The organism is Silanimonas sp. (genome assembly GCF_027530345.1).
Classification (GTDB): Bacteria; Pseudomonadota; Gammaproteobacteria; order Xanthomonadales; family Xanthomonadaceae; genus Silanimonas.
Map to the genome: position 1 here is coordinate 165075 of NZ_JAPZQK010000004.1, position 25492 is coordinate 190566.

The following is a 25492-nucleotide window of genomic DNA, read 5'->3' on the forward strand; positions in this document are numbered from 1 at the left end:
ACGCCGAACCATCGGAGCGGAAACGCATGCGTCGAACCCTCAACTCGGTCCTGCTCGTTGCCTTCGTGCTGGCGCTGGCCCCGGCCCTTCCGGCCGCCGCGGCCACGGCTACGGGCGAACGCCCCTGCGTCGGCCTCGTGCTGGGCGGCGGTGGGGCCCGGGGGGCTGCACACGTCGGCGTGCTGAAGGTGCTGGAGCGCGAGCGCATCCCCGTTTGCGCCATCGCCGGCACCAGCATGGGCGCGGTGGTGGGTTCGCTGTACGCCAGCGGCATGCGCCCCGCCGAGATCGAGGCCGCCCTCGCCTCCGTCGATTGGCAGGACCTGTTCAAGGACGACCCCGTCCGCGCCGGCCTGCCGATGCGTCGCAAGGAGGCGCAGCTCAACTACCGCGCCGAGCTGGAAGCCGGTTGGCGGGACGGTGCGCCAGTGCTGCCTTCCGGCGCCGTGCAGGGGCAAAAGCTGGGCCTGCTGCTGCGACGCCTGATGCTCGGCGCTTCGCAAACCTCGCACTTCGACGACCTGCCGATCCCGTTCCGCGCCATTGCTACCGACATCGTCAGCGGTGAGCGCGTGGTGTTCGCGGAAGGGGATCTGGCGATGGCCGTGCGCGCCTCGATGGCGGTGCCCGCGGTGTTCGCGCCGGCGGAGATCGACGGCCGCATCCTCGTCGACGGCGGCATCGTCGACAACCTGCCGGTCGGCGTCGTGCGCGGGATGGGCGCCGACGTGGTGATCGCGGTGGACGTGGGCAGTCCGCTGCTGGCGCGCGAGGACATCCGCACGCCGCTCGATGTCGCCTACCAGATGGTCTCGGTGCTGATGCAGGAGAAGACCAACCGTTCCATCACCTCCCTCGAGGCAGGCGACGTGCTGATCGTGCCGCCGTTGGGCACCTTTTCCAGCGCGGCTTTCGACGAGTCGGTGTCAGTGATCGGCAAGGGCGTGGACGCCGCCGAGGCCGAGGCGCCGCGTTTCCGCCACCTCGCACTCCCCGAAGCCGAGTACGCGGCGTGGCGGAGCGGCCGGCGCATCGCCCGGCTCGATCCCGCGACGACCATCGCGTTCGTCGACGTGGCGTCGGGCCGCTCGCGCACGGAGCGCCTGGTGGCCTATCGCGCGCACGCACTGGTGGGTGGGCCGCTCGATCCCGCGGCGATCGACGCCGCCGTCGCCGGCACCTATGCGGAAGGCGCCTACCAGAGCCTCGGCTGGCGCCCGGTCCGGCGCGATGGCCAGACCGGCATCGAACTGCTGCCGGTCGACAAGGCCTGGGGCCCCGTGTTCTTCAATGTGGGATTGCAGATCTCCGACGATTTCGCCGGCAACAGCGACTACCAGCTCACCGCCGAGCTGCTGAAGACCGGCGTGAGCGGCGATGGCGACGAGCTGCGCGCCCTGCTGCGCCTCGGCCAGGTGATGGAAGTCTCCGCCGACTGGTTCGCGCCCATCGACCTCGACCGCCGCTTCTACGCCAGCCTCGACACCGGCTACCGCGCCTTCGACGTGCCCTTCGTCATCGGCACCACGCGGGTGGCCGATTTCCGCGTCTCCCGTACCACCTTCGGCGCGCGCGTGGGCTTGCAGACCGATCCGCGCTGGGCGCTGGAGGCCACGATGCGCCGCTCGCGCTTCCTCGGCCGCGAGGTGGTCGGCACCTTCGACGTCGAGGACCTGACGCAGCAGACGAGTTCGTTCGGCGTGCGCGCCGTTTGGGACACGCTCGACCGGCTGAGCTTCCCCAGCCAGGGCTCGCGCGCGGTGCTGTCGATCGACCGCTACGAACCGGTGCTGGGCGCCGAAGGCGAAGGCTGGGTCGCGCGCTGGCGTTCCGATACGGTGCTCTCGCGCGGCAAGCACCACCTGCTGCTCGGCACGCGCTGGGCCGACACGCGCGACACGCCGCCGGGTCTCGCCGCGTTCTCCACGCTCGGGGGCTTCCTCAACATGTCGGGCACGCTGGAACGCAGCCTCACCGGGCAGACGCTGGGTTACGGCCGCGCCGTCTACTACTACCGGCTCGGCGATGCCAATGCACTGTTCGCCGTGCCCACCTACCTCGGCGCCAGCGCGGAGATCGGCCAGGTCGGCGACGACGCGCTCGATTTCAGCTGGGAGCGCTCGACGCGCGCCGGTGGCGTGTTCGTTGGCATGAGCAGCCCGTTCGGCCCGATCCTGTTCGGCTACGGCCGCACCAACCGCGGCAACGACACGTGGACGCTCAACTTCGGCAACCTGATCCGCAATGAAGACTGATCTGTCCTCGGCGCCGCTGGCGGCGCACCTGCCGCCGGCATGGCGTGCCCGCTACGACGCCAGCTGGCGGCTGATGCGCGCCGACCGGCCGATCGGCTGGCTGCTGCTGCTGTGGCCGACGCTGGTGGCCCTGTGGCTGGCGTCGGAAGGCCTGCCTTCCTTGCACCTGCTGGTCGTGTTCGCGGGCGGGGTCTGGCTGACGCGCGCAGCGGGCTGCGTCATCAACGACTACGCCGATCGCTGGCTCGATGGCCGGGTGAAGCGCACCAAGGCCCGGCCGCTGGTGGCCGGGGAACTGTCCGGCCGCTTCGCGTTGGGCCTGTTCGCGGGCCTGATGCTGGTGGCCTTCGCCCTCGTGCTGACGACGAACGCGAAGACCATCGCGCTGAGCGGCGTCGCCCTCGCGCTGGCCGCGGCCTACCCGTACATGAAGCGCCACACCTACCTGCCGCAGGTCTGGCTGGGGTTGGCCTTCGGCTGGGGCATCCCGATGGCCTACACCGCGGCGCGCGATGCCTGGCCGCCGCAGGAGGCCTGGCTGCTGCTGTGCGCGAACCTGCTGTGGACCACGGCCTACGACACCTGGTACGCGATGGTGGACCGCGAGGACGACCGCCGCGCCGGCGCCAAGAGTACGGCCCTGCTGTTCGGCGACCTCGACGTGCCGGTGATCGCCGTGCTGTTCGCTCTGGCGGGGCTGGCGATGGGCTTGCTGGGCCATCGGCTCGAGCTCGGCCTCGTCTACTGGCTGGGCCTCGCGGCGGCCGCCGTGTTCGTGGCGCAGCAGTTCGCCCAAGGCCGCTCGCGGCATCCGGACGACTGCTTCGCCGCCTTCCTCGCCAACAACCGGGTCGGTGCCGCCGTGTTTGGCGGAGTGGCCCTGCATTTCTTCGTCGTCTCGACTTGATCCCGGGATGCCTTTGGGGGAGGCTTCCCGAAGGCTGAATGCGCGGAGATTGGCGATGCCCCATCGGTGTGCCCGTCTGCTGCTGTGCCTCGGCGCCGCGCTCGCCGCGGCCGAGGCGCGGAGTGCCGTCGATGCGTCGGCGGAAGGCGCCCTGCTCGACCTCAGCCTCGACGACCTGCTTGCCCTGGAGGTCAGCGGCGTCGGCTTGAGCGCCGAGGGCGCCCGGAGCTCGGCGGCGATCGTGGATGTCGTGACGCGAAAGGAATGGGAGGCGATGGGCGCCCGGACGCTGGTGGACGTCGTCGCCCTGCTGCCCGGGACGCGCGTGCTGCAGCGGTCGACCTTCACCAATGCCTTCACGTCGTTGCATGGCACGGCGATCAACGACAACGACAACCACCTGCTGATCCTCGTCAATGGCTTGCCCTGGCGGACCTCCTCCGTCGGCGGCAGCAATCGCCTCCTCTACGACGCGTTGCCGCTGGCCGTCGTCGAGCGCGTCGAACTGGTCCGCGGGCAGACGGTCACCCTGCACGGAAGCAACGCCGTGGCGGGCATCCTCAACATCGTGGTCCGTAGCGACGCGGCGTCCGAAGCGATGGCGCGCGTGTCGAACCAGGGGGGCGTGGACGGCGCGCTCTCCATGCACTGGGGCGAGGGCGAGAAAGGCCTTCGGCTGACGGCCGCCCAGCAGCAGGGCCTCGATGCCTGGGCGATCCCGGAGGGAACGCGGGTCGCGGCCAACACTCCGATCGCCGGTGATGTCTCTCAGCGCGGACGCAGCCTCTCGCTCTCCGCGCGCAGCGGCCGGACCGCCATCGATCTTCTGGGCATGGACAGCCTGGCATCGACGATCGGGACGCTCTCGTCGCCGACCAGGCCGCGTGCCCAGGACCGCTCGGCGCTCGCGCAGGTCCAGCACGCGAAGCCTGTCGGTGCTTGGACGCTGCATGCCTCCGGCCAGCATGGTTGGAGCCGGCTCGACTACGACACGTTCAAGGGATGATCCCGCCGCAGCGCGGCGCGATTGGCACTCGAGGCGCCGGCCGACGGGCGACTGCGCGGCTGGTTCGGCGCCCAGTACGAATCAGCGAACGGACAGGTCGACGGGCTGTTCCCGCGTTGGTCGGAGCAGACGCGTTCGGTGTTCGCGCAGGCGTACTTCGATGTCCGTGTGAACTGGACGCTGGGCGCGGGCCTGCAGTGGCAGCGGATCGGGAATGGCTTCAGCGATGTGACGCCGCAGGCGAGCCTGGTCTGGGCGCCCGCGTCGTCGCCCTGGCACGTCAAGGCCGTCAGCGGCAGGACGTTCCGCAATCCCGGGCCGGCCGAGTTGTTCAGCTCGGCATCGTTCCAGCGCGGTAACCCCGCCCTCGTTCCGGAGCGCGGCCAGCTGGATGCGTTCGAGGTGGCCTACGCCTCCGATGAATGGGCCTGGTCGGGGCGTCTTTTCCGCCAACGACTGTCGGATGTGATCGTCCTGGTGAGTCTCGGCGCGGGCCAGCGGGAGTTCCGCAACCTGGTGTCGGCGGACATCGCGGGCAGCGAGGTGCAGCTGCGATGGCGCCCGACGGCGCGCTGGGACCTCGACGCGTCATGGCAGAACCTCGCCCGGGCGGACGACACCCTCGAACCGCGCGATATCGGCAAGCTCCAGGCGGCCTATTTCGCCGATGGCTGGTCGGCTGGCGTGGCCGTCGAGTCCGCCGGCGCGGCAGCCACCCGCTCGACGATCACGCCGGTGCGACCGGCGTTGAACCCGCCCGCCTCCCGCTACGCCATCGCTCGCGCGCACGTCACCGCGGATGTCGGCGCCTGGTTCGGGCGCGCACCGGACCGCGCCTCGCTCACGGTGAGCGTCGAGAACCTCACGGGCGAGGACGTTCGCCAGCCCTCGGCCGGCGCCCAGTTCAACACGCTGCCCCATCGTTCCGATCGACGTCTGTGGTTGGGCGTGGGCTTTCCGCTCTGAGGGCGCCGTTCCCCGGCGCGGGCGCCTGGGCCACGACCCACACGTCCACCCGTGCCACGCCCGCCGCCTGCAGGGTGCGCACCGCCGCCGCGGCCGTGCTGCCGGTGGTGAGCACGTCGTCGACGAGGGCCACATGGGCCGGCAGCGGCGCCCGGACGCGGAAGGCGGCCTCGAGGTTGCGCTGTCGGTCGCGGGCGTCGAGCTCGGTCTGAGGCCGGGTGTCGCGTTCGCGGCGCAGGGCGTCGACGAGAACGGGCAAGCCCAGGGCGCGGCCCCAGTCGCGGGCCAAGCCGAGGGCCTGGTCGTGGCCGCGCTGGCGCAGGCGTCGGCGGTGCAGGGGCACCGGCACCAGTGCCTGCGGCCGGGACGCCTCGCGGAACGCGGGCAGCGACAGGGACGCGAGGCAGCGGCCGGCGGCGAGGTCCTCATGGAACTTGTAGCGCGTGAGCAGCGGCGCCGAGGCCCCGTCGTAGCGGAAGGCCACGTGCACCGCGGTGCCGAGCGCCAGCAGGGCGGGGACCGGTGCCGGGGGCGCGGGGCGGAGCAGGGCCCGGCAGGGGAGGCACAGCAAGGTGTCGGGCGCGGCCGGGGCATCGCAGCCGAGGCAGGCCGAGGGCAGGGCCCAGGCTTCGAACGTGCGCCAGACGGTGGCGAATGGTGCGGGCATCGCGGTTGACAGGGCAGGGGGCGGTTTCCAGACTGCCCGGGCTCACGGCCTTCCGCCGTCGGAAATCTCCCATGCCTGCCGTCATCCGCCATGACTGGACGCGAGAGGAAACCCTCGCGCTGTTCGACCTGCCCTTCCCCGAATTGCTGCACCGCGCCAGCCTCGTGCATCGGGAGCGCTTCGATCCCACCGAGGTACAGGTCAGCACCCTGCTTTCGATCAAGACCGGCGGCTGCCCCGAGGACTGCGCCTACTGCCCGCAGAGCGCGCGCTACAGCACCGGCCTGAAGGCCGAGAAGCTGATGGCGCTCGACGACGTCATCGCCAAGGCCGCGGCGGCGAAGGCGGCCGGTGCCACGCGCTTCTGCATGGGCGCGGCGTGGCGTTCGCCGAAGGACAAGGACGTGGCGGAAGTGGCGAAGATGGTGGGTGCCGTCAAGGCGATGGGCCTCGAGACCTGCGCCACGCTGGGCATGCTGAAGCCGGAGCAGGCCGCTTCGCTGAAGGTGGCCGGCCTCGACTACTACAACCACAACCTCGACACCGCGCCGGAGTTCTACGGCGACGTGATCAAGACCCGTGAGTACCAGGACCGCCTCGACACGCTGGAGGCGGTGCGCACCGCCGGCCTGAAGACCTGCTGCGGCGGCATCGTCGGCATGGGCGAGACGCGCGAGCAGCGCGCCGGCCTGCTGCAGACGCTGGCGAACCTGCCGGAGCATCCTGGCTCCGTGCCGATCAACCGCCTCGTGCAGGTCGAAGGCACGCCGCTGCATGGCACGGCCCTGCTTGATCCGTTCGAGTTCGTACGCACGATCGCCGTGGCGCGCCTGATGATGCCGGCCTCGATGGTGCGGCTCTCGGCCGGCCGCAACGAGATGAGCGAGGAACTGCAGGCCCTGTGCTTCCTCGCCGGCGCCAACTCGATCTTCTACGGCGAGAAACTGCTCACCACCGGCAACCCGGACGTCGAGGCCGACCAGGCCCTGTTCGCCCGCCTTGGCCTGAAGCCGATGGCCGTCGTCGAGGAGTCGAAGACGGTGCACGCCGACATCGTCTGCCCCGCGCCGCAGGCGGCCTGAGCCGCATGTCGCGACCGCGCTGGAGCGAACGACTCGCCGTCGCGCAGGCCAGCCGCGCGCGCAGCGATGCGCTGCGCCGCCGCCGCGTGGTCGAGCGGGTCGAGGGCGTGCACGTGGTCGTCGACGGGCAGCCGCTGATCAACTTCTGCAGCAACGACTACCTCGGCCTCGCCGGTTCGCTCGACGCCGTCAGCGCGTTGCAGGAAGCGGCCGCGTGGCACGGCGTCGGCAGCGGCGCTTCGGCGCTCGTCAGCGGCCACCATGTGCTGCATGCGCGCTTCGAGCGCGAGGCCGCCGAGTGGATGGGCTACGAACGCGCGCTGTACTTCCCGAGCGGCTACACCGCCAACCTCGCGGTCCTGCAGGCGTTGCTGGAGGCCGGCGACCTCTGCGTGCAGGACAAGCTCAACCACGCCTGTCTTCTCGACGGTGCACGCCTCTCCGGCGCGGAACTGAAGCGTTATCCGCACCGTGACTTCGGCGGCGCGCTGCGCCAGCTGCAGTCGATGCCCGAGGCGGCGGCGGTGCTCGCCACCGATTCGGTGTTCAGCATGGATGGTGATGTGGCGCCGCTGCGCGAACTCGCGCTGGCGGCCACCGGCGAGCACGCGCTGTTCGTCGTCGACGAGGCCCACGGCGTGGGCGTGATGGGTCCGGAGGGCCGCGGTGCCTGCGCGGCGGCGGGCCTTTCGGCGCGCGACGTGCCGGCGCTGGTGGCGCCGCTCGGCAAGGCCTTCGGCGGGCAGGGTGCGCTGGTGTTCGGCGGCACGCCCCTCATCGAACACCTGTTGCAGAGCGCGCGGCCCTACGTGTTCAGCACGGCCGGTGCGCCGGCGCTGGCCGCGGCCATGTCGGCGAACCTCGAAACGCTGCGCACCCAGGGCTGGCGGCGCGCCAAGCTGGCCTCGCTGGTGGCGCGTTTCCGGCGCGGTGCGCTGCGCCACGGCCTGCCGGTGCTGGAATCGAACACGCCGATCCAACCGCTCGTGCTGGGCGGGAATTCGCGCGCGCTGGCCGTGGCCCGCGTGCTCGAGCAACAGGGCTTCTGGGTGGCGCCGATCCGGCCGCCGACCGTGCCCGACGGCAAAGCCCGCCTGCGCATCACGCTGACCGCCGCGCACACCGAGATCGAAGTCGACGCCCTCGTCGACGTGCTGGCCTCCTGTCTCGAAGACATCGACACCGGGGCATGAGCGCGCTGCATGTCGAACGCACCGGGCAGGGCCCGGCGCTCCTGTTGGTGCATGGCTGGGCGATGCACGGCGGCGTGTTCGCGCCGCTCGTCCGCGCGCTCGAAGTGGCATTCAATGTCATCACCGTCGACCTGCCCGGCCACGGCGGCAGCCGTGACAGTGCCCTGCCGCTGGCGCTGGACCCGGTGTCCGATGCCTTGGCTGCGCTCATCGACGAACAGCCGTCGAAGCGCGCGCTGGTGGCCGGCTGGTCGCTCGGCGGGCTGGCCGCCACGGCCCTGGCGGCGCGGCATCCCGATCGCGTGCGCGGCTTGGCGATGCTCGCGGCCAGCCCGCGCTTCGTGCAGGGCCCCGATTGGCCGGCCGGCATGGACCCGCGCGTGTTCGAACTCTTCGGCGAAGAGCTCGGTCGCGACTACCGCGGCACGCTCGACCGCTTCCTGATGCTCGAGGCACAGGGCTCGGCACATCTGCGCGAGGAACTGCGCTACCTGCGTGACGCGGTCTACGCCCGTGGCGAACCGGCGCCGCGCGCCCTGCAGGAGGGCTTGGGCCTGCTGCACGACAGCGACCTGCGCGCCGCGCTGCCGGGCCTCGCCATGCCCAGCCTGTGGATCGCCGGCCGCCGCGACCGGTTGGTGAGCCCGCAGGCGATGCAGGCCGCTGCGGCGCTCGCCCCGCGCTCGCGCTTCCAGCAATACGACCACGCCGGCCACGCGCCCTTCCTCACCGAGCCCGGCGCCGTCGCCGAAGCGCTCACGGCCTTCGCGGCAGACTGCGCGCCATGAGCGTCTTCGATCCCCGCGCCGTTCGCCGCGCCTTCGGCCGCGCGGCGTCGACCTACACCCAAGCCGCCGCGCTTCAGCGCGAGGTGGAGTCGCGCCTGCTCGAGCAGCTCGGCTACCTCGACGACCGCGTGCCGGCGCGCGTGCTGGATCTCGGCAGTGGCCCCGGTAGCGCGGCGGCGGCATTGAAAGCGAAGTGGGGCCGAAAGAGTGACGTCGTCGCCATGGACCTCGCGTTGCCGATGCTGCGCGAGGCGCGCGCGAAGTCGCGTTTCTGGCGGCCGATCCATGCCGTGCAGGGCGACGCGCAGGCGCTGCCGTTCGCCGATGCGGCCTTCGATCTCGTCTTCTCCAGCCTCTGCCTGCAATGGGTGGCCGATCTTCCGAAGGCCCTGGGTGAGCTTCGCCGCGTGATGCGCGAAGGCGGACTGCTGGTGTTCAGCACCTTCGGGCCGGACACGCTGGTCGAACTGCGCGAGGCCTACGCGCAGGCCGGCATCGAGCCGCCGCTCTCGCCCTTCGCGGCGATCCAGCAGGTGGGCGATGCGCTGGTGGCGCAGGGCTTCAAGAACCCGGTGATCGAGCGCGACGTGTACACGCTCACCTACCCCGACACCACGGCGCTGATGCGCGAGTTGAAGGCCATCGGCGCGACCGACGCGCGCGACGACCGCCCGCGCGGACTGAGCGGGCGTGGGCGGCATCGCGCCATGGCCGCGGCCTACGAGCCCCTGCGCCGCAATGGCGTGCTGCCGAGCACCTGGGAAGTCGTCACCGCGATGGCCTGGGCGCCGCCGCCGGGTGCGGCGCGGCGCGAGGGCGGCGCCGACATCGCGACCTTCCCGGTCGAGAAGCTGACCATCAGGAAGCGCTGACGCTCATGCGTTCTCGTCGTCCGCGTACGTCGCGAACCGCAGCCGGTTGCCGTCCGGGTCCATCAGCGCCATCTCGCGCGTGCCCCAAGGCATGTCGGCCGGTGGTGGCACGTGCAGGACCAGCCAGTCCGGCAGGGCGCGGTACACGGCATCGACGTCCGGAACGATGAAGAACACCGCGCCGCCGACGTTGCCGTCGCCGGCGTGGCCGCTCAGGAAAATCGTCTGGCCTTCGCGAGTGAGCTGCACGAACAGCGGCAGGCCCGGTTCGAACTGGTGGCGCCAGTCCTCGGCGAAGCCGAGGCCTTCGGTATAGAAGCGCAGGCTGCGTTCCGCGTCGGTCATGCGCAGCTGTGGGATGACCGTCTGCACCCGCGTCACGTCGCGATCTCGCCCTGGGCCTTCGGCGCCTCGCCGTCCTCGCGGCGCAACATGCGGCCATCCACTTCCATGGTCCATTCGCCGTCGGCTTCGGTGGGCGGCTGGCCGACGTCGAAGCGGGTCACCAGCGGCCCGATGCCCACCTCGAAATCGTCGCCGTCGAAGGCCTTGAGTGGCGCGTCGATCGAAACCGTCGAGCCGCCCTCTTGGCGGTGGTAGACGACCTGCCCTTCCGGCGTGATGAGTAGCGACACCCCATTGCCGCGCCAGTCGCCGGCGTAGTCGGCGCGATCGGCGGGGAGTGGCTTCGCGCAGGCGCTGAGCAGGGCGAGCAGCAGAAGGATCGCGGGAAGGAAGCGCTGGCGCATCAGAGTGTCCTCTTCAAGATGGCGATCACGTCGCGCGATGCGCCTTGGTGCTGGTTGGTGTCGAAGCACGACACCAGTTCCCAGCCCTTGGCCCCGAGTTCGTTGAGGTGCGTCCCGAACGCCTCGGCGTCGAAATGTCCGCCCAGCCAGAAGCCGGACGTCGCGGACTTCACCACATGGTATTCCCAGCGCGTCATGGCGCGAACTCCGCGACGATGGCCGGCCGGGTCAGGCGGTGGATGATCCAGCCGAACAGGCCGATGAACGCTGTGGCGAAAAGGCCGATGGACACTGCATGATGACGAAGACGATGCCCGATTCCGGCGGCATGCCGCTGCCGGCGAAGGTGGCTTGGATGTCGCGTTGGAGGACGAGCTGGAACACGAAGCCGGCCACCTGCCACGCGATCAGGACGCCCATCAGCGCGATGAACAGGCGTCGGCCCCACGGGCGGCGCTTCAGCAGGCCGAGGGAGGCCACGACGCCCAGCAGGGACACCGCGAGGGTCATGAGGAAGAACCAGGGCATGGCATCGAACATCAGGGCCGCTGGTCCCGGCAGCTGCGCCATTGCTTCGCCATGCAGCGGATCGTTGCGCATCATCGGCAGCATGAGCATGTGGGCCATCAGGTTTTGCAGCACGCCGATGACGCTGCCGAGCCCGCTGAGCACGAGGAAGGTCCAAGCGAGCGCGGTGACGAAGGAGGATCGGGGTGGCGTGGGCGTCATGGCATGGCTCCAACGTTGGGGGGTGACTTAGCCTACCCCGCCCGCCTCAGCCCGCCACCTGGCGGATCCAGTCCTCGAGGTTGTACGTGTTCGTGACGCGCGTGATGCGCCCGTCGCGGATGTCGAAGAACGCACCGCCCGGAAGCACGTAGCGCTGGCCCTTCGCGGGCGGCAGGCCGTCGTCGTCGGCCAGGTACTCGCCGTGCACCACGTACTCGGCGGCGGCGTGCGTGCCGTCCGGCGAGGCGAGGAAGCGTAGGCCCTCGAGGCGTTCGCGGTAGCAGCGGTCCATGCGCGCCATGAAGCTGCGGAACGCGGCTTTGCCGTGTTCGCGCGGCCCCTGGTTCAGGTCGTGGACGACGTCGTCGGTGAGGCAGGCGAGCATGGCCTCGCGGTCGCCGGCGTTGAACGCCGCGTAGTAGCGGGTGATCAGGGCGAGGGTGGCGTCGTGGGCGTTCATGCGTTGGGCGGGGCGAGGGCGAGGAGGGCGGGCAGGGCGTCGAGATCGACGTTGCCACCGGAGAGGATGATCCCGACGCGCAGTCCGGCGAAGCGTTCGCGGTACTTGAGCACCGCGGCAAGTGGCACGGCGCAGCTGGGCTCGATGACGATCTTCAGGCGCTCCCAGACGAGGCGCATGGCGGCGACGGTTTCGGCATCGTCGACCAGCAGCACGTCATCGCAGTGCTCCCGCAGGATGGCGAAGGTCAGCGGGCCGAGTTCGGCGCGCAGGCCGTCGCTGATGGTGTTCGCGGTGCGGCCGGTGATCCGGGCGCCGGACTTCAGCGAGTCGTGGCCGTCGCGTGCGCCTTCGGGTTCGGCGGCGATGGCGAGGATGCGCGGGTCGATGCCCTTCGCCGCGATGGCCGTGCCGCTCATCAGGCCGCCACCGGACAGCGGCGCCATCACGACGTCGAGCGCCGGCGTGGCTTCGCGCGATTTGCCGCGACGGCATGCCTGGTGCAGCAGCTCCAGCGTGGCCGTGCCTTGCCCGGCGATCACCCGCGCGTCGTTGTAGGGATGCACCAGTTCGCCGCCGTTCTCGGCGAGCACGCGCGCCGTGGCCTCGTTGCGCGCGGACTGCGCGACCTCGCAGTCCACGATACGCGCGCCGTTGCGGGCGATGGCCTCGCGCTTGATGCGTGGCGCCGCACCCGGAACGACGACGGTGCAGGCGATGCCGCGGAGCTGGCAGGCCAGCGCGACGGCCGCACCGTGGTTGCCGGAACTCTGGGTCACCACGCCGCGCGCGGCTTGTTCGGGCGTCAGCGAGAACACCGCATTGGCGGCGCCGCGGAACTTGAACGCGCCGGCGCGTTGCAGGTTCTCGGCCTTGAAGAACAGCTGGCAGCCGGCGAGTTCGTCGAGCGAGCGCGAGCGCAGCACCGGCGTGACGTGGGCGATGCCGGCGATGCGCGCCGCGGCGTCACGGACTTCGTCGAGGGTGGGCGTGTCGTCGCGCTGGAGACAGCGCGCAGCCACGGGAGGGGCGTCGGCGTTCATGGGGGAAGTATGCCCGGGTGTCCGATTGCCGCGGTCCGGTCCGCAAATCCAGACGTGCATACGTCGCCCACCGGCGGCGAGGGCTATGCTGCGCGGCTCCGTCATCACCACGCCCCGATGTCAGACACCGCCTCGCCGCCGATCCGCCTTGCTGAGTACCGCCCGCCGGCATGGACCATCACCGACGTGGCCTTGGTGTTCGACCTGGGTCGGGAATCGAGCGAGGTCGAAGCGACGTTGATGCTGCGCTGCGATGCGCCCGAGGCGACCCTGCGGCTCGACGGCGAGGATCTCGAGCTGCTCGCCATCGAACTCGACGGCCGCGCCTTGGCGGCGGAGGACTACACGCAAGACGCAACGGGCCTGGTCGTGCACGCCGCGCGCGGCTTCGATTCGTGCTTGTTGCGTACGCGCGTGCGCGTGCTTCCGGCCGCGAACACCCGCCTCGAAGGGCTCTACACCAGCGGCAGCCTGCTGCTGACGCAGTGCGAGGCCGAGGGCTTCCGGCGCATCACGTTCTTCGTCGATCGCCCGGACGTGCAGGCGCGCTGGCGCACCACGCTGCGCGCGGAGCGCGCACGTTATCCGGTGCTGCTCGCCGGCGGCGATCGCGTGGCCGAGCGCGACCTCGGTGACGGTCGCCACGAGGCCGAGTGGCACAACCCGCACCCGACGCCCTGCTACCTGTTCGCGCTGGCCGCCGGGCCGATGGCGCGCGTGTCGAAGGCGATCACTGGCGCCGATGGCCGTGCGATCGAGCTGAACGTCTGGGTGGAGGGCGACGATGCCGAGCCCTGCCGCTACGCGCTCGGTGCGGTCGAGCGCGCGCTTCGCTGGGACGAATCGCGCTTCGGCCGCTGCTACGACCTCGGGGTGTTCAACGTCGTGGCCGCGCAGGACTTCACCATGGGCGCGATGGAGAACAAGGGCCTGAACATCTTCAACGCCCGCTACATCCTCGCCGACGAACGCACCGCCACGGATGCCGACTTCATGGGCATCGAATCGGTGGTGGGCCATGAGTACTTCCACAACTGGTCGGGCAACCGCGTCACGCTGCGCGACTGGTTCCAGCTCTCGCTGAAGGAAGGGCTGACGGTGTTCCGTGACCAGGAGTTCACCGCCGACCTGCACTCGCGCGACTTGAAACGCATCGACGACGTCCGCCTGCTGCGCGCCCGCCAGTTCGCCGAGGATGCCGGCGCGCTGGCCCATCCGGTGCGGCCTGCGGAATACCGTGAGATCAACAATTTCTACACGCTGACGATCTACGAGAAGGGCGCCGAGATCGTCCGCATGCTGCATTCGCGCTTGGGCGAGGCCGCCTTCCGCGCTGGCATGGACCGTTACTTCGCCGACAACGACGGCCGGAGTGCCACGCTGGAGGACTTCTACGCCGCGCACAGCGCGGCCACCGGCATCGACTGCGCCGACATGCTCGCGTGGTACGCGCAGGCCGGCACGCCCGTGCTGGACGTCGAACGGTCCTTCGATCCGTCGACGGGCGGCTACACGCTGGTGCTTCGCCAACGTCCGCCGGCGAACGTGCCCCATGCGGCCCCGCTGCCGATCCCGTTCCGCCTCGCGCTGTATGCCCCGGACGGCCGCGCCTTGCCGCCGCCCGCCACGCACGACGCCGAGCCGATCCCAGACGGCTTGCTGCTGCGCCACGCTACGCACACGCTGCGCTGGCAGGGCCTTGACGCCGAGCCCCTGCCGGTGCTGAACCGTGGATTCGCCGCGCCGATCCGCCTTCGGATGCCGATGCGGCCCGAGGAGCGGGCTCGCATCGTGCAGGTCGAGAGTGACGGCTTCGCGCGTTGGGACGCCCTGCAACACCTCGCGCTCGACGTGCTGCTCGCACGCGCGGGCGAGTCCGTGGACGGTCTGGGTGACGTCGATGCCGCGGAGGCCGCGCTGTCGGCGGCGCTGGGCGCCCTGCTGGCGGACACGCAGGCGCATCCGGCCTTCGTCGCCGAGTGCCTGGCGCTGCCCGATTTCGACACCTTGGCCGACGCGGTCGACGTGGTCGATCCGGGGGCGCTCGTGGCCGCCCGAGAGCGATTGGGCCTCTCGCTTGCCGCGGCCCATCGCGAGGCGCTGCAGCGGCACGTCGATGCGCTCCGCGCCGACGCGCGTGGCGGGCTCGATGATGCCGCGATGGCCGCGCGCAGCCTCCGTCATGCCGCACTTGCGTGGCTTTCCCGGGTCGATGGCGGTGCGGCCGCGCGTCGCCTGTGGGCCGATGCCGGATCGATGACCGAGCGCATGGCCGCGCTGCGCGCCCTGCTGCACGCGAAGGCCGACGGTGCGCCGGCAGCGCGCGAGGCCTTCGCTCGGGAATTCGCCGACCACGCCTTGGTCACCGACAAGTGGTTGGCCGTCGTGGCGACGCGGCCCGCCACCGACGCGCTGGACGATGTCGAGGCGCTGGTGGCCGGGCCCTGCTGGCACCCGACGAATCCGAACCGCGTCCGCGCCATCGTCGGCAGCCTGGCGCGACTCAACCCCGCGGCGTTCCATCGCGGCGACGGCGCGGGCTATCGCTTCGTCGCCGCCCAGGTGCAGGCCATGGATGCGATCAATCCGCAGGTTGCCGCGCGCCTGCTCGGCGCGTTCGAGGGCCTGCCGCGGTGGACGGTGGCGGCTCGCGAGCTGGCCCTCGCTGCCCTGGCACCGATGCGCTCCGCGGCACTCTCGCGCGACGTGGCGGAACTTCTCGGCCGCCTGCCCGCCTGAGGCCCCGGCTCAGTCCACGCCGTCGATCTCCAGCCGGTTGCGTCCGGCTTGCTTCGCCCGGTACAGGGCGTCGTCGGCGCGGGCGAACCAGGCTTCGCGCCTCTCGCCCGTGCGCAGGATGGCGCCGCCGATCGACACCGTCACCGGCTCGCCGCGCACCGTCAGGCCATTGCGGATCTGCGAACGCAGGTGGCTCATCGCCAGCTGCAGGCTGAGCTCGTCGGTCGCCGGCATCAGCAGCACGAATTCCTCGCCGCCGTAGCGGTAGAGGCGATCCGTGCGGCGCACCGAGGACTGCACGAGCTGCACGAAGCGCTGCAGCACGCGGTCGCCTTCGTCGTGGCCGAAGCGGTCGTTGATGGTCTTGAAATGGTCTAGGTCGAGCACGGCGAGCGCTACCGGGCGAGCGTCGCGGCGAAAGCCGGCGATGGCGATCTCCAGCTCCGTTTCCAGTGCGCGCCGGTTCTCGGCGCCGGTCAGGGCATCGAGCGTCGCCAGCTGTTCGAGCTGGACGCGGCGCTCGCCGGTGCGTTCCGCGAAGATCATCGCGAACACGCCGTTGACGATGATCGCGGCCAGGGCGGCGAGCGGCTGCCCGGTCTGTGCGAGGGCGTCACCTTCGATCACCAGCCAAAGGACCACGCCGGCATAGAGTGGGATCGAGACGCGCGGCCGCACCATGAAGGCGATGGCCATCACGATGGGGTAGAGCCAGTACAGGCCCGCGGGGCTGATCGTGGCCACCAGGCAGCCGCCCGAGGCCACGGCGAACGCCACGACCATACCGAGGCGGTCGAGGTTGCCGCCGCGCCAGGCATGCACCGTGGCGCCGAGGATGAAGGCCACGACGGCAAAATCCACGGCCGCGTGCAGCGTCGCTCCTTGGGCGAGGCGCACGAAGGCGATGGGCAGCAGGATCAGCACGGCCAGCGCCCCGAAAACGACGTAGACCCCCAGGCGGAAGTCCGACCGGGTGCGTTGCCGCAGCAGCGCGAGCAAGGCGCGCGGGGTCATGGCGCGGTCTCGTCGAGCACGAGGCGGTCGCGACCGTTCTGCTTGGCCCGATACAGCGCGGCGTCGGCCCGGGCGAACCAGGCATCGCGGCTTTCGCCGTGGCGCAGGACCGCGGCGCCCATGGAGGCGGTCACCGGCTCCCCTCCGGCCCGCAGCTCCTCGTGGATGCGGCGCTGCAGGTTGGCGAAGGCGCGCATCGCCCCGATCTCATCGGTGTGCTCCATCAGCAGGACGAACTCCTCGCCACCGAAGCGGAAGAGGCGGTCCGTTGCGCGCGTCGAACGGCGCACGAGCTCGACGAAGGTGCAGAGCAGGCGATCGCCGGCCTCGTGGCCGTGGCGGTCGTTGACGCGCTTGAAATGGTCGAGGTCGAGCAGCGCCAGGGTCACCGGGCGCCCGGTGCGCTGGTGGGCGTTAAGGGCGATCGCAACCTCTTCTTCCATGGCGCGGCGGTTGCGCGCGCCGGTGAGCGGATCGAGCGCGGCGATCTCCTCCAACGCGCTGCGCTGCATCGCGGTGCGCTTGGCGAAGATGTAGGCGAACAGCGAGACCAGCAGCAGGGTGGTCGTCACCGTCAGCCGCTGGCCGTGCGATTCGAAGGCGGCTGGCTGCAGCTGCGTGAGTGCGACCGCCCCCAACGCGAGGCTGCCGGCGATGCCGGGGCGGATCAGGAAGGAGTTCGCGAGCAGGGTGGGGAACAGCCAGAACACGCCGGTTTTTCCCAGCAGCGCGACGATCAGCAAGGCGCCCGTCGTGTTGGTGATGGCGATGCACAGCCCGGCGCGATCGAGGTCGCCGCCCCGCCAGGCGTAGATCGAGGGCCCGAAGATGCCCAGCACGATCAGCGCGTCGACGACACCCGCCAGCCATTGCCCCTGCGCGAAGCGCAGTGCAGCGAACGGCGCGATCGCCACCACTGCACACACCCCGAAGACGGTGATGATGCTGAGGCGGAAGTCCTTCCGCAGGCGGGCCAGCAGGTGGGCGAAGAGGGGTGACATGGGGCTCCGGGCGTCAATTCGTCGAGCGTAGCGGTTCCGGGCGCGCATGCAATCCGGCCCGGATCAAACGCGAGGGCGCGGCCGCTACACTTCCGGGCATGAAGATCGCCAGCTGGAACGTCAACTCGCTCAACGCCCGCCAGGAGCACCTGCTGGCCTGGCTCGGCTCCCGCCAGCCCGACGTGGTCGGCCTGCAGGAGACTAAGCTCGAGGACCACCGCTTTCCCGACAGCGAAATCGCCGCGCTGGGCTACCGCTCGGTGTTCGCGGGGCAGAAGACCTACAACGGCGTGGCGATCTTGGTGCGCAGCGGCAGCGGCCTCGCGCCCACCGATGTGCAAGCCGGCATCCCCGGCTTCGCCGACGAGCAGAAGCGCGTCATCGCCGCGACGGTTGGCGACCTGCGCATCGTCAACCTCTACGTGGTCAACGGCCAGGCCGTGGGCAGCGAGAAGTACGACTACAAACTGCGCTGGCTCGAGGCCGTGCACGGCTGGTTGGCGGAGGAGATCGCCCGCTACCCGAACCTCGTCGTGCTGGGCGATTTCAACATCGCGCCCGACGATCGCGACGTGCACGACCCCAAGGCAGGGAACGACGACAGCATCCTGACTTCGACCGCCGAGCGCGCCGCCCTGCGCCGGCTGCTCGACCTCGGCCTCGTCGACAGCTACCGGCTGAAGCACGAGGACGGCGGGGTGTTCAGCTGGTGGGACTACCGGGCCGCGGGTTTCCGCCGCAACCTCGGCCTTCGCATCGACCTCGTGCTGCTCTCGACGGCGCTCGCCGGCCGCTGCACCGAGGCCTCGATTGACCGCGAGCCGCGCACCTGGGAGCGCCCCTCGGACCACGCGCCGGCGATGGTGACGCTCGGCTGAGCCGGCGTCGCGCCCTCAGCGCGACAGGATCGGGAAGTTGCCCGGCGGCTTCTCGACGAGGCTGAAGAAGCGGCCGAGGTCGAGGGTGCTGCCTTCGATCGTGACTTCGTCCGAGGTGAGCAGCGCGCCCGCGCCGGCTTGGCCCGTCATCATGTCGAGGAACACCGCGTGCGTGAGCCGCAGCGTGGCGTCGGCCGCGGGGTCTTCCGGCGCCGCGCGATGGCGAAGCACGCCGTTCCGCAGTTGCAGCACGTGGCTTTCGCCGCGATCGGTGAGCACGAGATTGATGGTGAGGTCGAGGTCGCCGGCGGCCGGGCCGTCGATCGACGCGGCCATGCGCTCGAGGAAGCGTTCCACCGGCGTCCGGGCCAGCAGTTCGCGCATGCGCGTCGGCGAGAACCCCTTGGCCGGGGCGCCGTCGCGGGCCTCCTGCGCGCCCGCCAGGTAGGCATTGCGCCAGGTGCTCGCCTCGGCGGCAAAGCCGAGCTGTTCGAAACTGATGGCCAGCAGGCCGCGGGCCTCCGTGTTGCCGGGCTCGGCGTAGACGGCGTGCTTCAGCAGCTCCGCGGCCCAGCGGTGCTGCCCTTGGGCCTGCGCCGCACGAGCGGCGTCGAGCAGCGGTGCCATGCCGCCGGCGAGGGCGACATATCCTTCCGCGGCAGGGACCGGCGGCAGCGGATCGAGGTTGGCCGGGTGGGCGTCGTACCAGCCGAGGTAGAACTGGTAGACCGCCTTGATGTTGTGGCGCACCGTGCCGTAGTAGCCGCGCGTGGCGAGGTGGCGCTCGAGCGCCTCGGGCAGTTCGAGTGTCTCGGCGATTTCGGGCGCGGTCAGCCCGGCGTTCATCAGCCGCACCGTCTGGTCGTGCAGGTAGCGGTACACGTCGCCCTGCGCGGCGAGGAAGCCGCGGATTTCGTCATTCCCCCACACCGGCCAGTGGTGCTGGTTGAACAGGACCTCGGCGTCGCCCAGCCGCTCGGCCGTGGCGTCGATGTCGTTGGCCCAGCGCAGCGCGTCGCGCACCTTCGCGCCGCGGATCGTGTAGAGGTTATGCAGCGTCTGGCTGACCAGCTCCGCGCCGTTGAAGGCCTTCAGTTCGGGCAGCGCGAAGGTGAATTCAGAGGGCGCCTCGGTGCCCGGGACGTTGTGGAACACGAAGCGCACGCCGTCGATGACGTGCTCCTCGATCGGCTGAGTGACGACGAGCGTCGGCGGCAGCAGTCCGATGTTGCCGTAGGCCACCGCCTTGCCAAGGCCGTTGTCGACTAGGCCCTGCGCGTCGCGCGGGAGGTGCTTGCCGTACATGTATTCGGAGCGGCGCACCATGGCCACGCCGAGCAGCACGTTCTCGCTGGTCGCTTCTTCCATGAAGCCGACGGGGGCCACCACCGGGATGGCGCGGGCGGCAGCCTCTTCGGCCGAAACCACGCCAAGCACGCCGCCGAAATGATCGACGTGGCTGTGCGTGTAGACGATCGCGCTCACCGGACGGTCGCCGAGGTGCTGGCGGGCGAAGGCCATCGCGGTGGCGGCGGTTTCGCGCGAGGTCAGCGGATCGACGACGATCCAGCCGGTCTCGCCCTCGATCAGCGACAGGTTGGCGATGTCGAAGCCGCGCAGCTGCCAGATGCGGTCCGTCACCTTGAACAGGCCGGCGTGGTTGTTGAGCCGCGCCTGACGCCAGAGGCTGGGGTTCACCGTGGGTGGGGCTTCGCCGTCGACGAAATCGAAGGCGGCGAAATCCCAGATCACCTCGCCGGACGCATCGCGCACGACACCCGAGGGCGCGGCGACGAAACCGCGCATGGCGTCATCGAAGGCCTGCCGCTCATCGAGGTCGAGTCGCTCGCGCACGGCGGCGTGCTGCGACGCCACGCTGGCGTCCGCGCCGCCCCGTCCCTCGGGCGCTGGCGCGCAGCCGGCGAGGGCGGCCAGCAACAGCACGAGCGCTGCGGGCCGGGCGCTCATCGCCGTGCCTGGTAGTAGGCCTCTTCCGAGACCGAGTGCCAGGCCTGCGCCTGCGCGCGGAACGCGCGGATCGAGTTCCACGCCCGGCGTGCGAACGGATCGCTGTTGGCGAGGTTGTCGAGCACGTCCTCGGCGGCGCGCTTCAGGGCGCCGAGCACGTCGTCGGGCAGGCGGCGCAGCTGCGTGCCGTGCTCCCGCACGAGGCTGTCGAGCGCCTGCTGGTTGCGCGCCGTGTACTCGGCGAGCATCTCGTCATTCACCGCGGCGCAGCAGGCGTCGACGATGGCCTTGAGGTCGTCCGGAAGCGCATCGAAGGCGGTCTTGTTGAAGATCGCTTCGAGCGTCGGGCCGGGCTCCTGCCAACCGGGGTAGTAGGCGTACTTGGCTACGCGGTGCAGGCCGAAGGCGAGGTCGTTGTAAGGCCCCACCCACTCGGCCGCATCGATCGCGCCGCTCTGCAGGCTGCTGAAGATCTCGGCGCCGGGCAGGTTCACCGGCACGCCGCCGACGGCCTGCAGCACGTCGCCGCCGAGGCCGGGGATGCGCATCTTCAGGCCCTGCAGATCGCCAATGCCATTGATCGGCTTGCGGAACCAGCCCGCCAGCTGCACGCCGGTGTTGCCGGCCGGGAAGGGCACCAGGTTGAAGGGCGCGTACAGCTCGCGCCACAGCTCGAGGCCGCCGCCGACGCGCAGCCAACTCGTCATCTCCTGCGCGTTCAGGCCGAAGGGCACGGCGCAGAAGAACGGCGCTGCCGGGGCCTTGCCCTTCCAGTAGTAGGCGGCGCTGTGGCCGATCTCGGCGGTGCCGCGGCTGACGGCGTCGAACACTTCAAACGGGGGCACCAGCTCGCCCGAGCCGAAGACCTTCACCGTGATGCGTCCGCCCGTCGCCTGGGTGATGCGTTCGGCCAGGCGCGCCGCGCCGGTACCGAGGCCGGGGAAGTTGGTCGGCCAGCTCGTCACCATCTTCCACTGGCGCGGTCCTTCGTCCGCGACCGCTGCTCCGGTGTTCTGGCCGGACTGGCTGCAGGCCGCCAGGCCCGCGGCGGCGGCGGCCATGCCCACGCCCTTCAGGATGTCGCGACGCTTCATCGTTGCCCCTCCAGTTCGATCGCCCGAGTGTAGCAACGGCGCCCGTCGCGGCCGCGTTGCAGGCCCGCCCCGAGGGCGTAGGATTCGCCCATCCCCCTGACGCGTCGGACGCGCCACCATGAAAGAAACCCTCGGGCATTACGAAATCGTCGCCGAGCTCGGCCGCGGCGGCATGGGCGTGGTCTACAAGGGCTACGAGCCGGCGCTGACACGCTACGTCGCCATCAAGGAGCTCTCCCCGGCGCTGGCGCACGACCAAAACCTCGTCGAGCGCTTCCTGCGCGAAGCGCGCTCGATGGCGGCGCTCAACGACCCGCACATCATCCAGGTCTATTTCATCGGCCAGGAGAACAACCAGCCGTTCTTCGCGATGGAGTTCGTCGAGGGTGAGAGCCTCTCGCAGCTCACCAAGCGCGAAGGCCGCCTGCCCATCGCCGACGTGCTGAAGATCCTGCTGCAGACCGCGCGCGGCCTGCAGACCGCGCACGAGCGCGGCGTCGTGCACCGCGACATCAAGCCCGCGAACCTGATGCTCGACCTGCGCGGACGCGTGAAGATCGCCGACTTCGGCATCGCGCTCGCGCGGCAGGAGTTCGACGCCAAGCTCACCGGCACTGGCGAGTTCGTCGGCACGCCGGGCTACCTCTCGCCCGAGATCTGCCTCGGCAAGTCGGTCGACGCGCGCTCCGACTTGTTCGCGCTCGGCATCGTGATGTTCGAAGCGCTCACCGGCCGGCTGCCGTTCTCCGACGAATCGCCGCTGAAACTGATGCTCGACGTGGTGCAGGCCGAGATCCCGGACATCCGCGACATCAACAAGGAAGTCGACGCCGGCACGGCCGCCATCCTCACCAGGCTGGTGGCGAAGGACCCCGGCGACCGCTACCAGAGCGCCGCCGACCTGATCGACGACCTCGAGCTGCATCCGCTCGTCGCCGGCAAGGGCACCCAGCTCGGGCTGCAGGTCCGCAAGCCCAGCGGCGCGGCGTCGACGCTGTATTCGGCACCGCCGACCACGCCCACCGCGAAGCGGCGCCCGACGCCGCCGCCGGTGGTCGGTTCCAGTCCGTCGAACGCGGCGGTGTCGAACGAACCGCCGACGATTCCGGGCGGCTCGCCGCCGCCTGCTCCTGCGCCGGCTCGCGGTAATGCGCCGTCGAAGGCCCCGATGCTCGTGGCCGGCGTGCTGCTCTTCGGCGTGCTCGGCGCGGCGGCCTTCGGCGCCTATCGCTTTTTCGTCGCGCCTGCGGCGGAGGCCGGAGCGCCGGTTGCTGAATCTGCTGAATCCCCGACGCCCAACGCCGAGGCCGCGGTCACGCCCCCGACGGCTGCGCCGCCGATCGAGCCGCCCACCGCCGCCGTGGCCGCGGTGGGTACGGAGGCTGCCGCGAATCCGCCGGCCGATGGCACCCTCGTCGACCCGTCGGTGGGCGCGCCACCGCCCGCTCCCGTGGCTGAGCGCCGCGAAGCCCGGCAGGAGCGCCGCGCCGCCGTGCGTGTGGCCACCACCGTGGCCGTGGTCGGCAGCGGCGACCCGGCGATCATCATCCCCGTGGTGCAGGCCATCGAGGATCGCGCGAGCAATGCCGGCTGGCAGCTCAGCGAGAACCCCGACGGCGCCGACCGCATCATCCGCGTCAGCTTCGACCAGACCGGCACGCAGCAGCTGCAGTACTACGGCCGCAGCAGCGAGATGGTGATCGGCCAGCTCAGCGTGCGCGCCTTTGGCCCGGCCGGGCGCGCGCTGGGCCCGGGTTTCCGCTCGCGGGTCGAGTACACGGCGCTCAATGCCGATGCGAAGGCCGACGAGGCGATCCGTGGTCGACTGGACGGCGTGGTGGGAGCGCCCGAAGGGCGCTGAGCGGGCTTAGCGAAGCCCGCGCCTCAAGCCGCGCTCAAGCCGCCGAGAGCGGCGCGTAGGCGAGCACCAGCCACTTCGCGCCGCCATTCTCGAAATCGACCTGCACGCGCACGTGGTTGCCGCTGCCCTCGGCGCTCTTCAGCACGCCCACGCCGAAGTTCGGATGTTTGACGCGCTGGCCGAGCTTGAAGCCCTTCAATGGCGTGGTGTCGGCGTACTGCACGTCGCGCTCGCCGGCCCAGGCGTTGGTGCCGCCCGGACGTGACACCGCCACCTTCGGCCGCACCTCGCGCAGAAGGGACTCCGGTACCTCGCGCAGGAAGCGCGACGGCGCGCCGAGCAGCTCCTGCCCGTGCAGGCGGCGCGATTCGGCGTAAGTGATCAGCAGCTGTTCGCGGGCGCGGGTGATACCGACGTAGGCCAGGCGCCGCTCTTCCGCGAGGCGATCGCCTTCGGTGGAGCGGATCGACGGGAACAGACCTTCCTCGACGCCAGCCAGCGTAACGAACGGGAATTCCAGGCCCTTGGCGGTGTGCAGGGTCATCAGCTGCACCGCGTCGCTGCCGACATCGGCCTGTGATTCGCCGGCTTCAAGGGCGGCATAGCCGAGGAAGGCGATCAGCTCGGGCATGTCGGCGTCGACGTCTTCGGTGCGCGCATAGCGGCTGGCCACCGAGACGAGTTCGTCGAGGTTGTCGATGCGCGAGTCGAGCTGGTTCTTGCCCTCTTTGTCGTAGTGCTCGCGCAGCTTGGTGTCGGTGATGGCCTTCTCGACCTGCGCCGGCAGGTCGAGGTCGCGGGCGTCGTCCGCCAGGCGATCGACGAGGTCGAGGAACGCGGCCAGTGCATTGCGGGCGCGGGCAGCCAGCGCGCCGGACTCGGCAAGGCGTCGTGCGGCGTTCCACAGCGGCTCGGCGCCCTCGCGGGCGGCGCGGCGGACTTCGTCCAGCGTCTTCTCGCCGATGCCGCGCGGCGGCGTGTTCACCGCGCGCTCGAAGGCCGCGTCGTCGCTGCGCGAAGCGAACAGGCGCAGGTAGGCGAGCGCGTCCTTCACTTCCATGCGCTCGAAGAAGCGTTGGCCGCCGTACACGCGGTAGGGCACCTGCGTCTTCAGCAATTCTTCTTCGATGGCGCGCGATTGCGCGTTGCTGCGGTAGAGGATGGCGCAGTCGACGAGCCGCCCACCGGCCGCCACGTGCTGGCGCACGCGCTCGACGATGTAGCGCGCTTCGTCCATCTCGTTGTACGCGGCGTAGACGTCGATGGCGCTGCCGTCGCCGGCCTCGGTCCACAGGTTCTTGCCGAGGCGGTCGGTGTTGTGGCCGATCACGGCGTTCGCCGCGGCGAGGATCGTGCCGGTGCTGCGGTAGTTCTGCTCCAGCTTCACCGTGCGGGCGCCGGGGTAGTCGGCCAGCACCTTCTGCACGTTCTCGACCTTGGCGCCGCGCCAGCCGTAGATGGCCTGGTCGTCGTCGCCGACGATGAACACCTGCCCTCGCGCGCCGGCCAGCAGGCGCACGAAGGCGTACTGGATGGCGTTGGTGTCCTGGAATTCGTCGATCAGCAGGTGCGTGAAGCGGCGCTGGTAGTGCGCCAGAAGCGCTTCGTGGTCGCGCAGGGTCTCGTGCGCGCGCAGCAGGATCTCGGCGAAGTCGATGAGCCCGGCGCGGCGGCAGCGCACCTCGTACTCGGCATAGGCGCGCAGCATCTCCTTGCCCATGTAGTCGCCGCCGGCGACCTGGATGTGCTCGGGCCGCTGGCCTTCGTCCTTGCGGGCGTTGATCCACCACACGACCTGTCGCGGCGGAAAGCGCGAATCATCGAGGTCGAGGTCGGCGATGACGCGCTTCACCAGCCGCAGCTGGTCGTCGGCGTCGAGGATCTGGAAGCCTTCCGGAAGCCCCGCTTCCTGCCAGTGCAGGCGCAGCAGGCGGTGGGCGATGCCGTGGAAGGTGCCCACCCAAAGGCCGCGCGTCTCCACGCCGAGCGTGGCGGCGATGCGGTGGCGCATCTCGTGCGCCGCCTTGTTGGTGAACGTGACGGCGAGCAGGCCGTACAGCGGCACGCCGTCGACGGCATGCAGCCAACCGATGCGGTGCGTGAGCACGCGGGTCTTGCCGGAGCCGGCGCCGGCGAGCACGAGATAGTGGCCCGGCGGCGCGGAAACGGCCTCGCGCTGGGCTTCGTTCAGCCCGTCGAGGAGAAAGGAGACGTCCATGC

The 25492-nt window shown here is 70.7% G+C and carries 23 protein-coding genes; 11 read left to right on the forward strand and 12 right to left on the reverse strand.

Annotated features, from left to right (window positions below; translation table 11 throughout):
- Positions 1-26 precede the first annotated feature (26 nt).
- The 4 genes from O9255_RS02775 to O9255_RS02790 are packed head-to-tail and all read left to right on the forward strand — an operon-like array spanning position 27 to position 5134.
- Positions 27-2255, forward strand: coding sequence for a patatin-like phospholipase family protein (locus O9255_RS02775; RefSeq protein WP_297865302.1), 2229 nt, complete (start codon positions 27-29; stop codon positions 2253-2255).
- A complete protein-coding gene (ubiA, locus tag O9255_RS02780) occupies positions 2245-3162 on the forward strand; it encodes a 4-hydroxybenzoate octaprenyltransferase (RefSeq protein WP_297865303.1) in 918 nt (305 codons plus the stop codon). Before O9255_RS02775 ends, ubiA begins: the two co-directional genes overlap by 11 nt.
- A gap of 55 nt (positions 3163-3217) precedes the next feature.
- Positions 3218-4168: a TonB-dependent receptor plug domain-containing protein gene (locus tag O9255_RS02785; protein ID WP_297865304.1), complete on the forward strand. Its 951-nt coding sequence runs from the start codon at positions 3218-3220 to the stop codon at positions 4166-4168.
- A 21-nt stretch (positions 4169-4189) separates the two neighbouring features.
- Positions 4190-5134, forward strand: coding sequence for a TonB-dependent receptor (locus O9255_RS02790; protein WP_297865305.1), 945 nt, complete (start codon positions 4190-4192; stop codon positions 5132-5134).
- Here O9255_RS02790 and O9255_RS02795 read toward each other — a convergent pair.
- On the reverse strand, positions 5073-5801 hold the full coding sequence (locus O9255_RS02795) for a ComF family protein (RefSeq protein ID WP_297865306.1): 729 nt from the start codon (positions 5799-5801) through the stop codon (positions 5073-5075). The genes O9255_RS02790 and O9255_RS02795 overlap by 62 nt on opposite strands.
- A 71-nt stretch (positions 5802-5872) precedes the next feature.
- Here O9255_RS02795 and bioB point away from each other — a divergent pair, with 71 nt between their 5' ends.
- From bioB to bioC, 4 genes are read left to right on the forward strand one after another with little or no spacing between them, the layout of a single operon-like run.
- Positions 5873-6883: a biotin synthase BioB gene (gene bioB / locus O9255_RS02800; RefSeq protein ID WP_297865307.1), complete on the forward strand. Its 1011-nt coding sequence runs from the start codon at positions 5873-5875 to the stop codon at positions 6881-6883.
- 5 nt (positions 6884-6888) lie between these two features.
- Positions 6889-8076, forward strand: coding sequence for an 8-amino-7-oxononanoate synthase (gene bioF, locus O9255_RS02805; RefSeq protein WP_297865308.1), 1188 nt, complete (start codon positions 6889-6891; stop codon positions 8074-8076).
- 5 nt (positions 8077-8081) lie between these two features.
- The gene (gene bioH / locus O9255_RS02810) at positions 8082-8864 is read left to right on the forward strand and encodes a pimeloyl-ACP methyl ester esterase BioH (RefSeq protein WP_297865335.1); all 783 of its coding nucleotides are present in this window, start codon (positions 8082-8084) and stop codon (positions 8862-8864) included.
- Positions 8861-9736 carry a malonyl-ACP O-methyltransferase BioC gene (gene bioC / locus O9255_RS02815; protein ID WP_297865309.1) on the forward strand — a complete coding sequence of 292 codons (876 nt, stop codon included), beginning with the start codon at positions 8861-8863 and terminating at the stop codon, positions 9734-9736. The genes bioH and bioC overlap by 4 nt, the downstream gene beginning before the upstream one ends.
- A 3-nt stretch (positions 9737-9739) precedes the next feature.
- Here bioC and O9255_RS02820 read toward each other — a convergent pair whose 3' ends face one another.
- Genes O9255_RS02820 through O9255_RS02845 form a run of 6 tightly spaced genes read right to left on the reverse strand, consistent with a single transcriptional unit; the run spans position 9740 to position 12717 of the window.
- Entirely contained in the window at positions 9740-10117 is a 378-nt protein-coding gene (locus O9255_RS02820) for a VOC family protein (RefSeq protein WP_297865310.1), read from the reverse strand.
- Positions 10114-10485, reverse strand: coding sequence for a hypothetical protein (locus tag O9255_RS02825; protein ID WP_297865311.1), 372 nt, complete (start codon positions 10483-10485; stop codon positions 10114-10116). Before O9255_RS02825 ends, O9255_RS02820 begins: the two co-directional genes overlap by 4 nt.
- Entirely contained in the window at positions 10485-10682 is a 198-nt protein-coding gene (locus O9255_RS02830; protein ID WP_297865312.1) for a DUF4177 domain-containing protein, read from the reverse strand. The genes O9255_RS02825 and O9255_RS02830 overlap by 1 nt, the downstream gene beginning before the upstream one ends.
- 31 nt (positions 10683-10713) lie before the next feature.
- Positions 10714-11214 (reverse strand): hypothetical protein, encoded by a 501-nt coding sequence (locus O9255_RS02835; RefSeq protein ID WP_297865313.1) that lies wholly within the window; start codon positions 11212-11214, stop codon positions 10714-10716.
- Between the two features lie 46 nt (positions 11215-11260).
- On the reverse strand, positions 11261-11674 hold the full coding sequence (locus O9255_RS02840) for a ketosteroid isomerase-related protein (RefSeq protein WP_297865314.1): 414 nt from the start codon (positions 11672-11674) through the stop codon (positions 11261-11263).
- The gene (locus O9255_RS02845; RefSeq protein WP_297865315.1) at positions 11671-12717 is read right to left on the reverse strand and encodes a pyridoxal-phosphate dependent enzyme; all 1047 of its coding nucleotides are present in this window, start codon (positions 12715-12717) and stop codon (positions 11671-11673) included. The genes O9255_RS02840 and O9255_RS02845 overlap by 4 nt, the downstream gene beginning before the upstream one ends.
- Before the next feature lie 117 nt (positions 12718-12834).
- Here O9255_RS02845 and pepN point away from each other — a divergent pair, with 117 nt between their 5' ends.
- Positions 12835-15456 (forward strand): aminopeptidase N, encoded by a 2622-nt coding sequence (pepN, locus tag O9255_RS02850; protein WP_297865316.1) that lies wholly within the window; start codon positions 12835-12837, stop codon positions 15454-15456.
- 9 nt (positions 15457-15465) lie between these two features.
- Here the strand turns inward: pepN and O9255_RS02855 are convergent, their stop codons facing one another.
- Entirely contained in the window at positions 15466-16470 is a 1005-nt protein-coding gene (locus tag O9255_RS02855) for a GGDEF domain-containing protein (protein WP_297865317.1), read from the reverse strand.
- Positions 16467-17471, reverse strand: a complete 1005-nt coding sequence (locus tag O9255_RS02860; RefSeq protein WP_297865318.1) for a GGDEF domain-containing protein — start codon at positions 17469-17471, stop codon at positions 16467-16469. Before O9255_RS02860 ends, O9255_RS02855 begins: the two co-directional genes overlap by 4 nt.
- Before the next feature lie 98 nt (positions 17472-17569).
- Here O9255_RS02860 and xth point away from each other — a divergent pair, with 98 nt between their 5' ends.
- On the forward strand, positions 17570-18349 hold the full coding sequence (gene xth, locus O9255_RS02865) for an exodeoxyribonuclease III (RefSeq protein WP_297865319.1): 780 nt from the start codon (positions 17570-17572) through the stop codon (positions 18347-18349).
- Between the two features lie 15 nt (positions 18350-18364).
- On the opposite strand, the gene O9255_RS02870 is transcribed toward xth, so the two are convergent.
- Together O9255_RS02870 and O9255_RS02875 are read right to left on the reverse strand one after the other, a co-directional pair.
- On the reverse strand, positions 18365-20317 hold the full coding sequence (locus O9255_RS02870) for an alkyl sulfatase dimerization domain-containing protein (RefSeq protein ID WP_297865320.1): 1953 nt from the start codon (positions 20315-20317) through the stop codon (positions 18365-18367).
- Positions 20314-21411 carry a TRAP transporter substrate-binding protein gene (locus O9255_RS02875; protein WP_297865321.1) on the reverse strand — a complete coding sequence of 366 codons (1098 nt, stop codon included), beginning with the start codon at positions 21409-21411 and terminating at the stop codon, positions 20314-20316. Before O9255_RS02875 ends, O9255_RS02870 begins: the two co-directional genes overlap by 4 nt.
- A gap of 118 nt (positions 21412-21529) precedes the next feature.
- Between O9255_RS02875 and O9255_RS02880 the strand changes: the two genes are divergently transcribed.
- A complete protein-coding gene (locus O9255_RS02880) occupies positions 21530-23272 on the forward strand; it encodes a serine/threonine-protein kinase (protein WP_297865322.1) in 1743 nt (580 codons plus the stop codon).
- Positions 23273-23306: 34 nt separating this feature from the next.
- Here the strand turns inward: O9255_RS02880 and uvrD are convergent, their stop codons facing one another.
- Positions 23307-25490 (reverse strand): DNA helicase II, encoded by a 2184-nt coding sequence (uvrD, locus tag O9255_RS02885; protein ID WP_297865323.1) that lies wholly within the window; start codon positions 25488-25490, stop codon positions 23307-23309.
- Positions 25491-25492 lie beyond the last annotated feature (2 nt).

Bases quoted from the DNA above. Each gene is read 5' to 3' on its own strand.
- O9255_RS02775 (WP_297865302.1), top strand. From the start codon at position 27: ATGCGTCGAACCCTCAACTCGGTCCTGCTCGTTGCCTTCGTGCTGGCG.
- ubiA (WP_297865303.1), top strand. From the start codon at position 2,245: ATGAAGACTGATCTGTCCTCGGCGCCGCTGGCGGCGCACCTGCCGCCG.
- O9255_RS02785 (WP_297865304.1), top strand. From the start codon at position 3,218: ATGCCCCATCGGTGTGCCCGTCTGCTGCTGTGCCTCGGCGCCGCGCTC.
- O9255_RS02795 (WP_297865306.1), bottom strand. From the start codon at position 5,801: ATGCCCGCACCATTCGCCACCGTCTGGCGCACGTTCGAAGCCTGGGCC.
- bioB (WP_297865307.1), top strand. From the start codon at position 5,873: ATGCCTGCCGTCATCCGCCATGACTGGACGCGAGAGGAAACCCTCGCG.
- bioF (WP_297865308.1), top strand. From the start codon at position 6,889: ATGTCGCGACCGCGCTGGAGCGAACGACTCGCCGTCGCGCAGGCCAGC.
- bioC (WP_297865309.1), top strand. From the start codon at position 8,861: ATGAGCGTCTTCGATCCCCGCGCCGTTCGCCGCGCCTTCGGCCGCGCG.
- O9255_RS02825 (WP_297865311.1), bottom strand. From the start codon at position 10,485: ATGCGCCAGCGCTTCCTTCCCGCGATCCTTCTGCTGCTCGCCCTGCTC.
- O9255_RS02830 (WP_297865312.1), bottom strand. From the start codon at position 10,682: ATGACGCGCTGGGAATACCATGTGGTGAAGTCCGCGACGTCCGGCTTC.
- O9255_RS02835 (WP_297865313.1), bottom strand. From the start codon at position 11,214: ATGACGCCCACGCCACCCCGATCCTCCTTCGTCACCGCGCTCGCTTGG.
- O9255_RS02840 (WP_297865314.1), bottom strand. From the start codon at position 11,674: ATGAACGCCCACGACGCCACCCTCGCCCTGATCACCCGCTACTACGCG.
- O9255_RS02845 (WP_297865315.1), bottom strand. From the start codon at position 12,717: ATGAACGCCGACGCCCCTCCCGTGGCTGCGCGCTGTCTCCAGCGCGAC.
- pepN (WP_297865316.1), top strand. From the start codon at position 12,835: ATGTCAGACACCGCCTCGCCGCCGATCCGCCTTGCTGAGTACCGCCCG.
- O9255_RS02855 (WP_297865317.1), bottom strand. From the start codon at position 16,470: ATGACCCCGCGCGCCTTGCTCGCGCTGCTGCGGCAACGCACCCGGTCG.
- O9255_RS02860 (WP_297865318.1), bottom strand. From the start codon at position 17,471: ATGTCACCCCTCTTCGCCCACCTGCTGGCCCGCCTGCGGAAGGACTTC.
- xth (WP_297865319.1), top strand. From the start codon at position 17,570: ATGAAGATCGCCAGCTGGAACGTCAACTCGCTCAACGCCCGCCAGGAG.
- O9255_RS02870 (WP_297865320.1), bottom strand. From the start codon at position 20,317: ATGAGCGCCCGGCCCGCAGCGCTCGTGCTGTTGCTGGCCGCCCTCGCC.
- O9255_RS02875 (WP_297865321.1), bottom strand. From the start codon at position 21,411: ATGAAGCGTCGCGACATCCTGAAGGGCGTGGGCATGGCCGCCGCCGCC.
- O9255_RS02880 (WP_297865322.1), top strand. From the start codon at position 21,530: ATGAAAGAAACCCTCGGGCATTACGAAATCGTCGCCGAGCTCGGCCGC.
- uvrD (WP_297865323.1), bottom strand. From the start codon at position 25,490: ATGGACGTCTCCTTTCTCCTCGACGGGCTGAACGAAGCCCAGCGCGAG.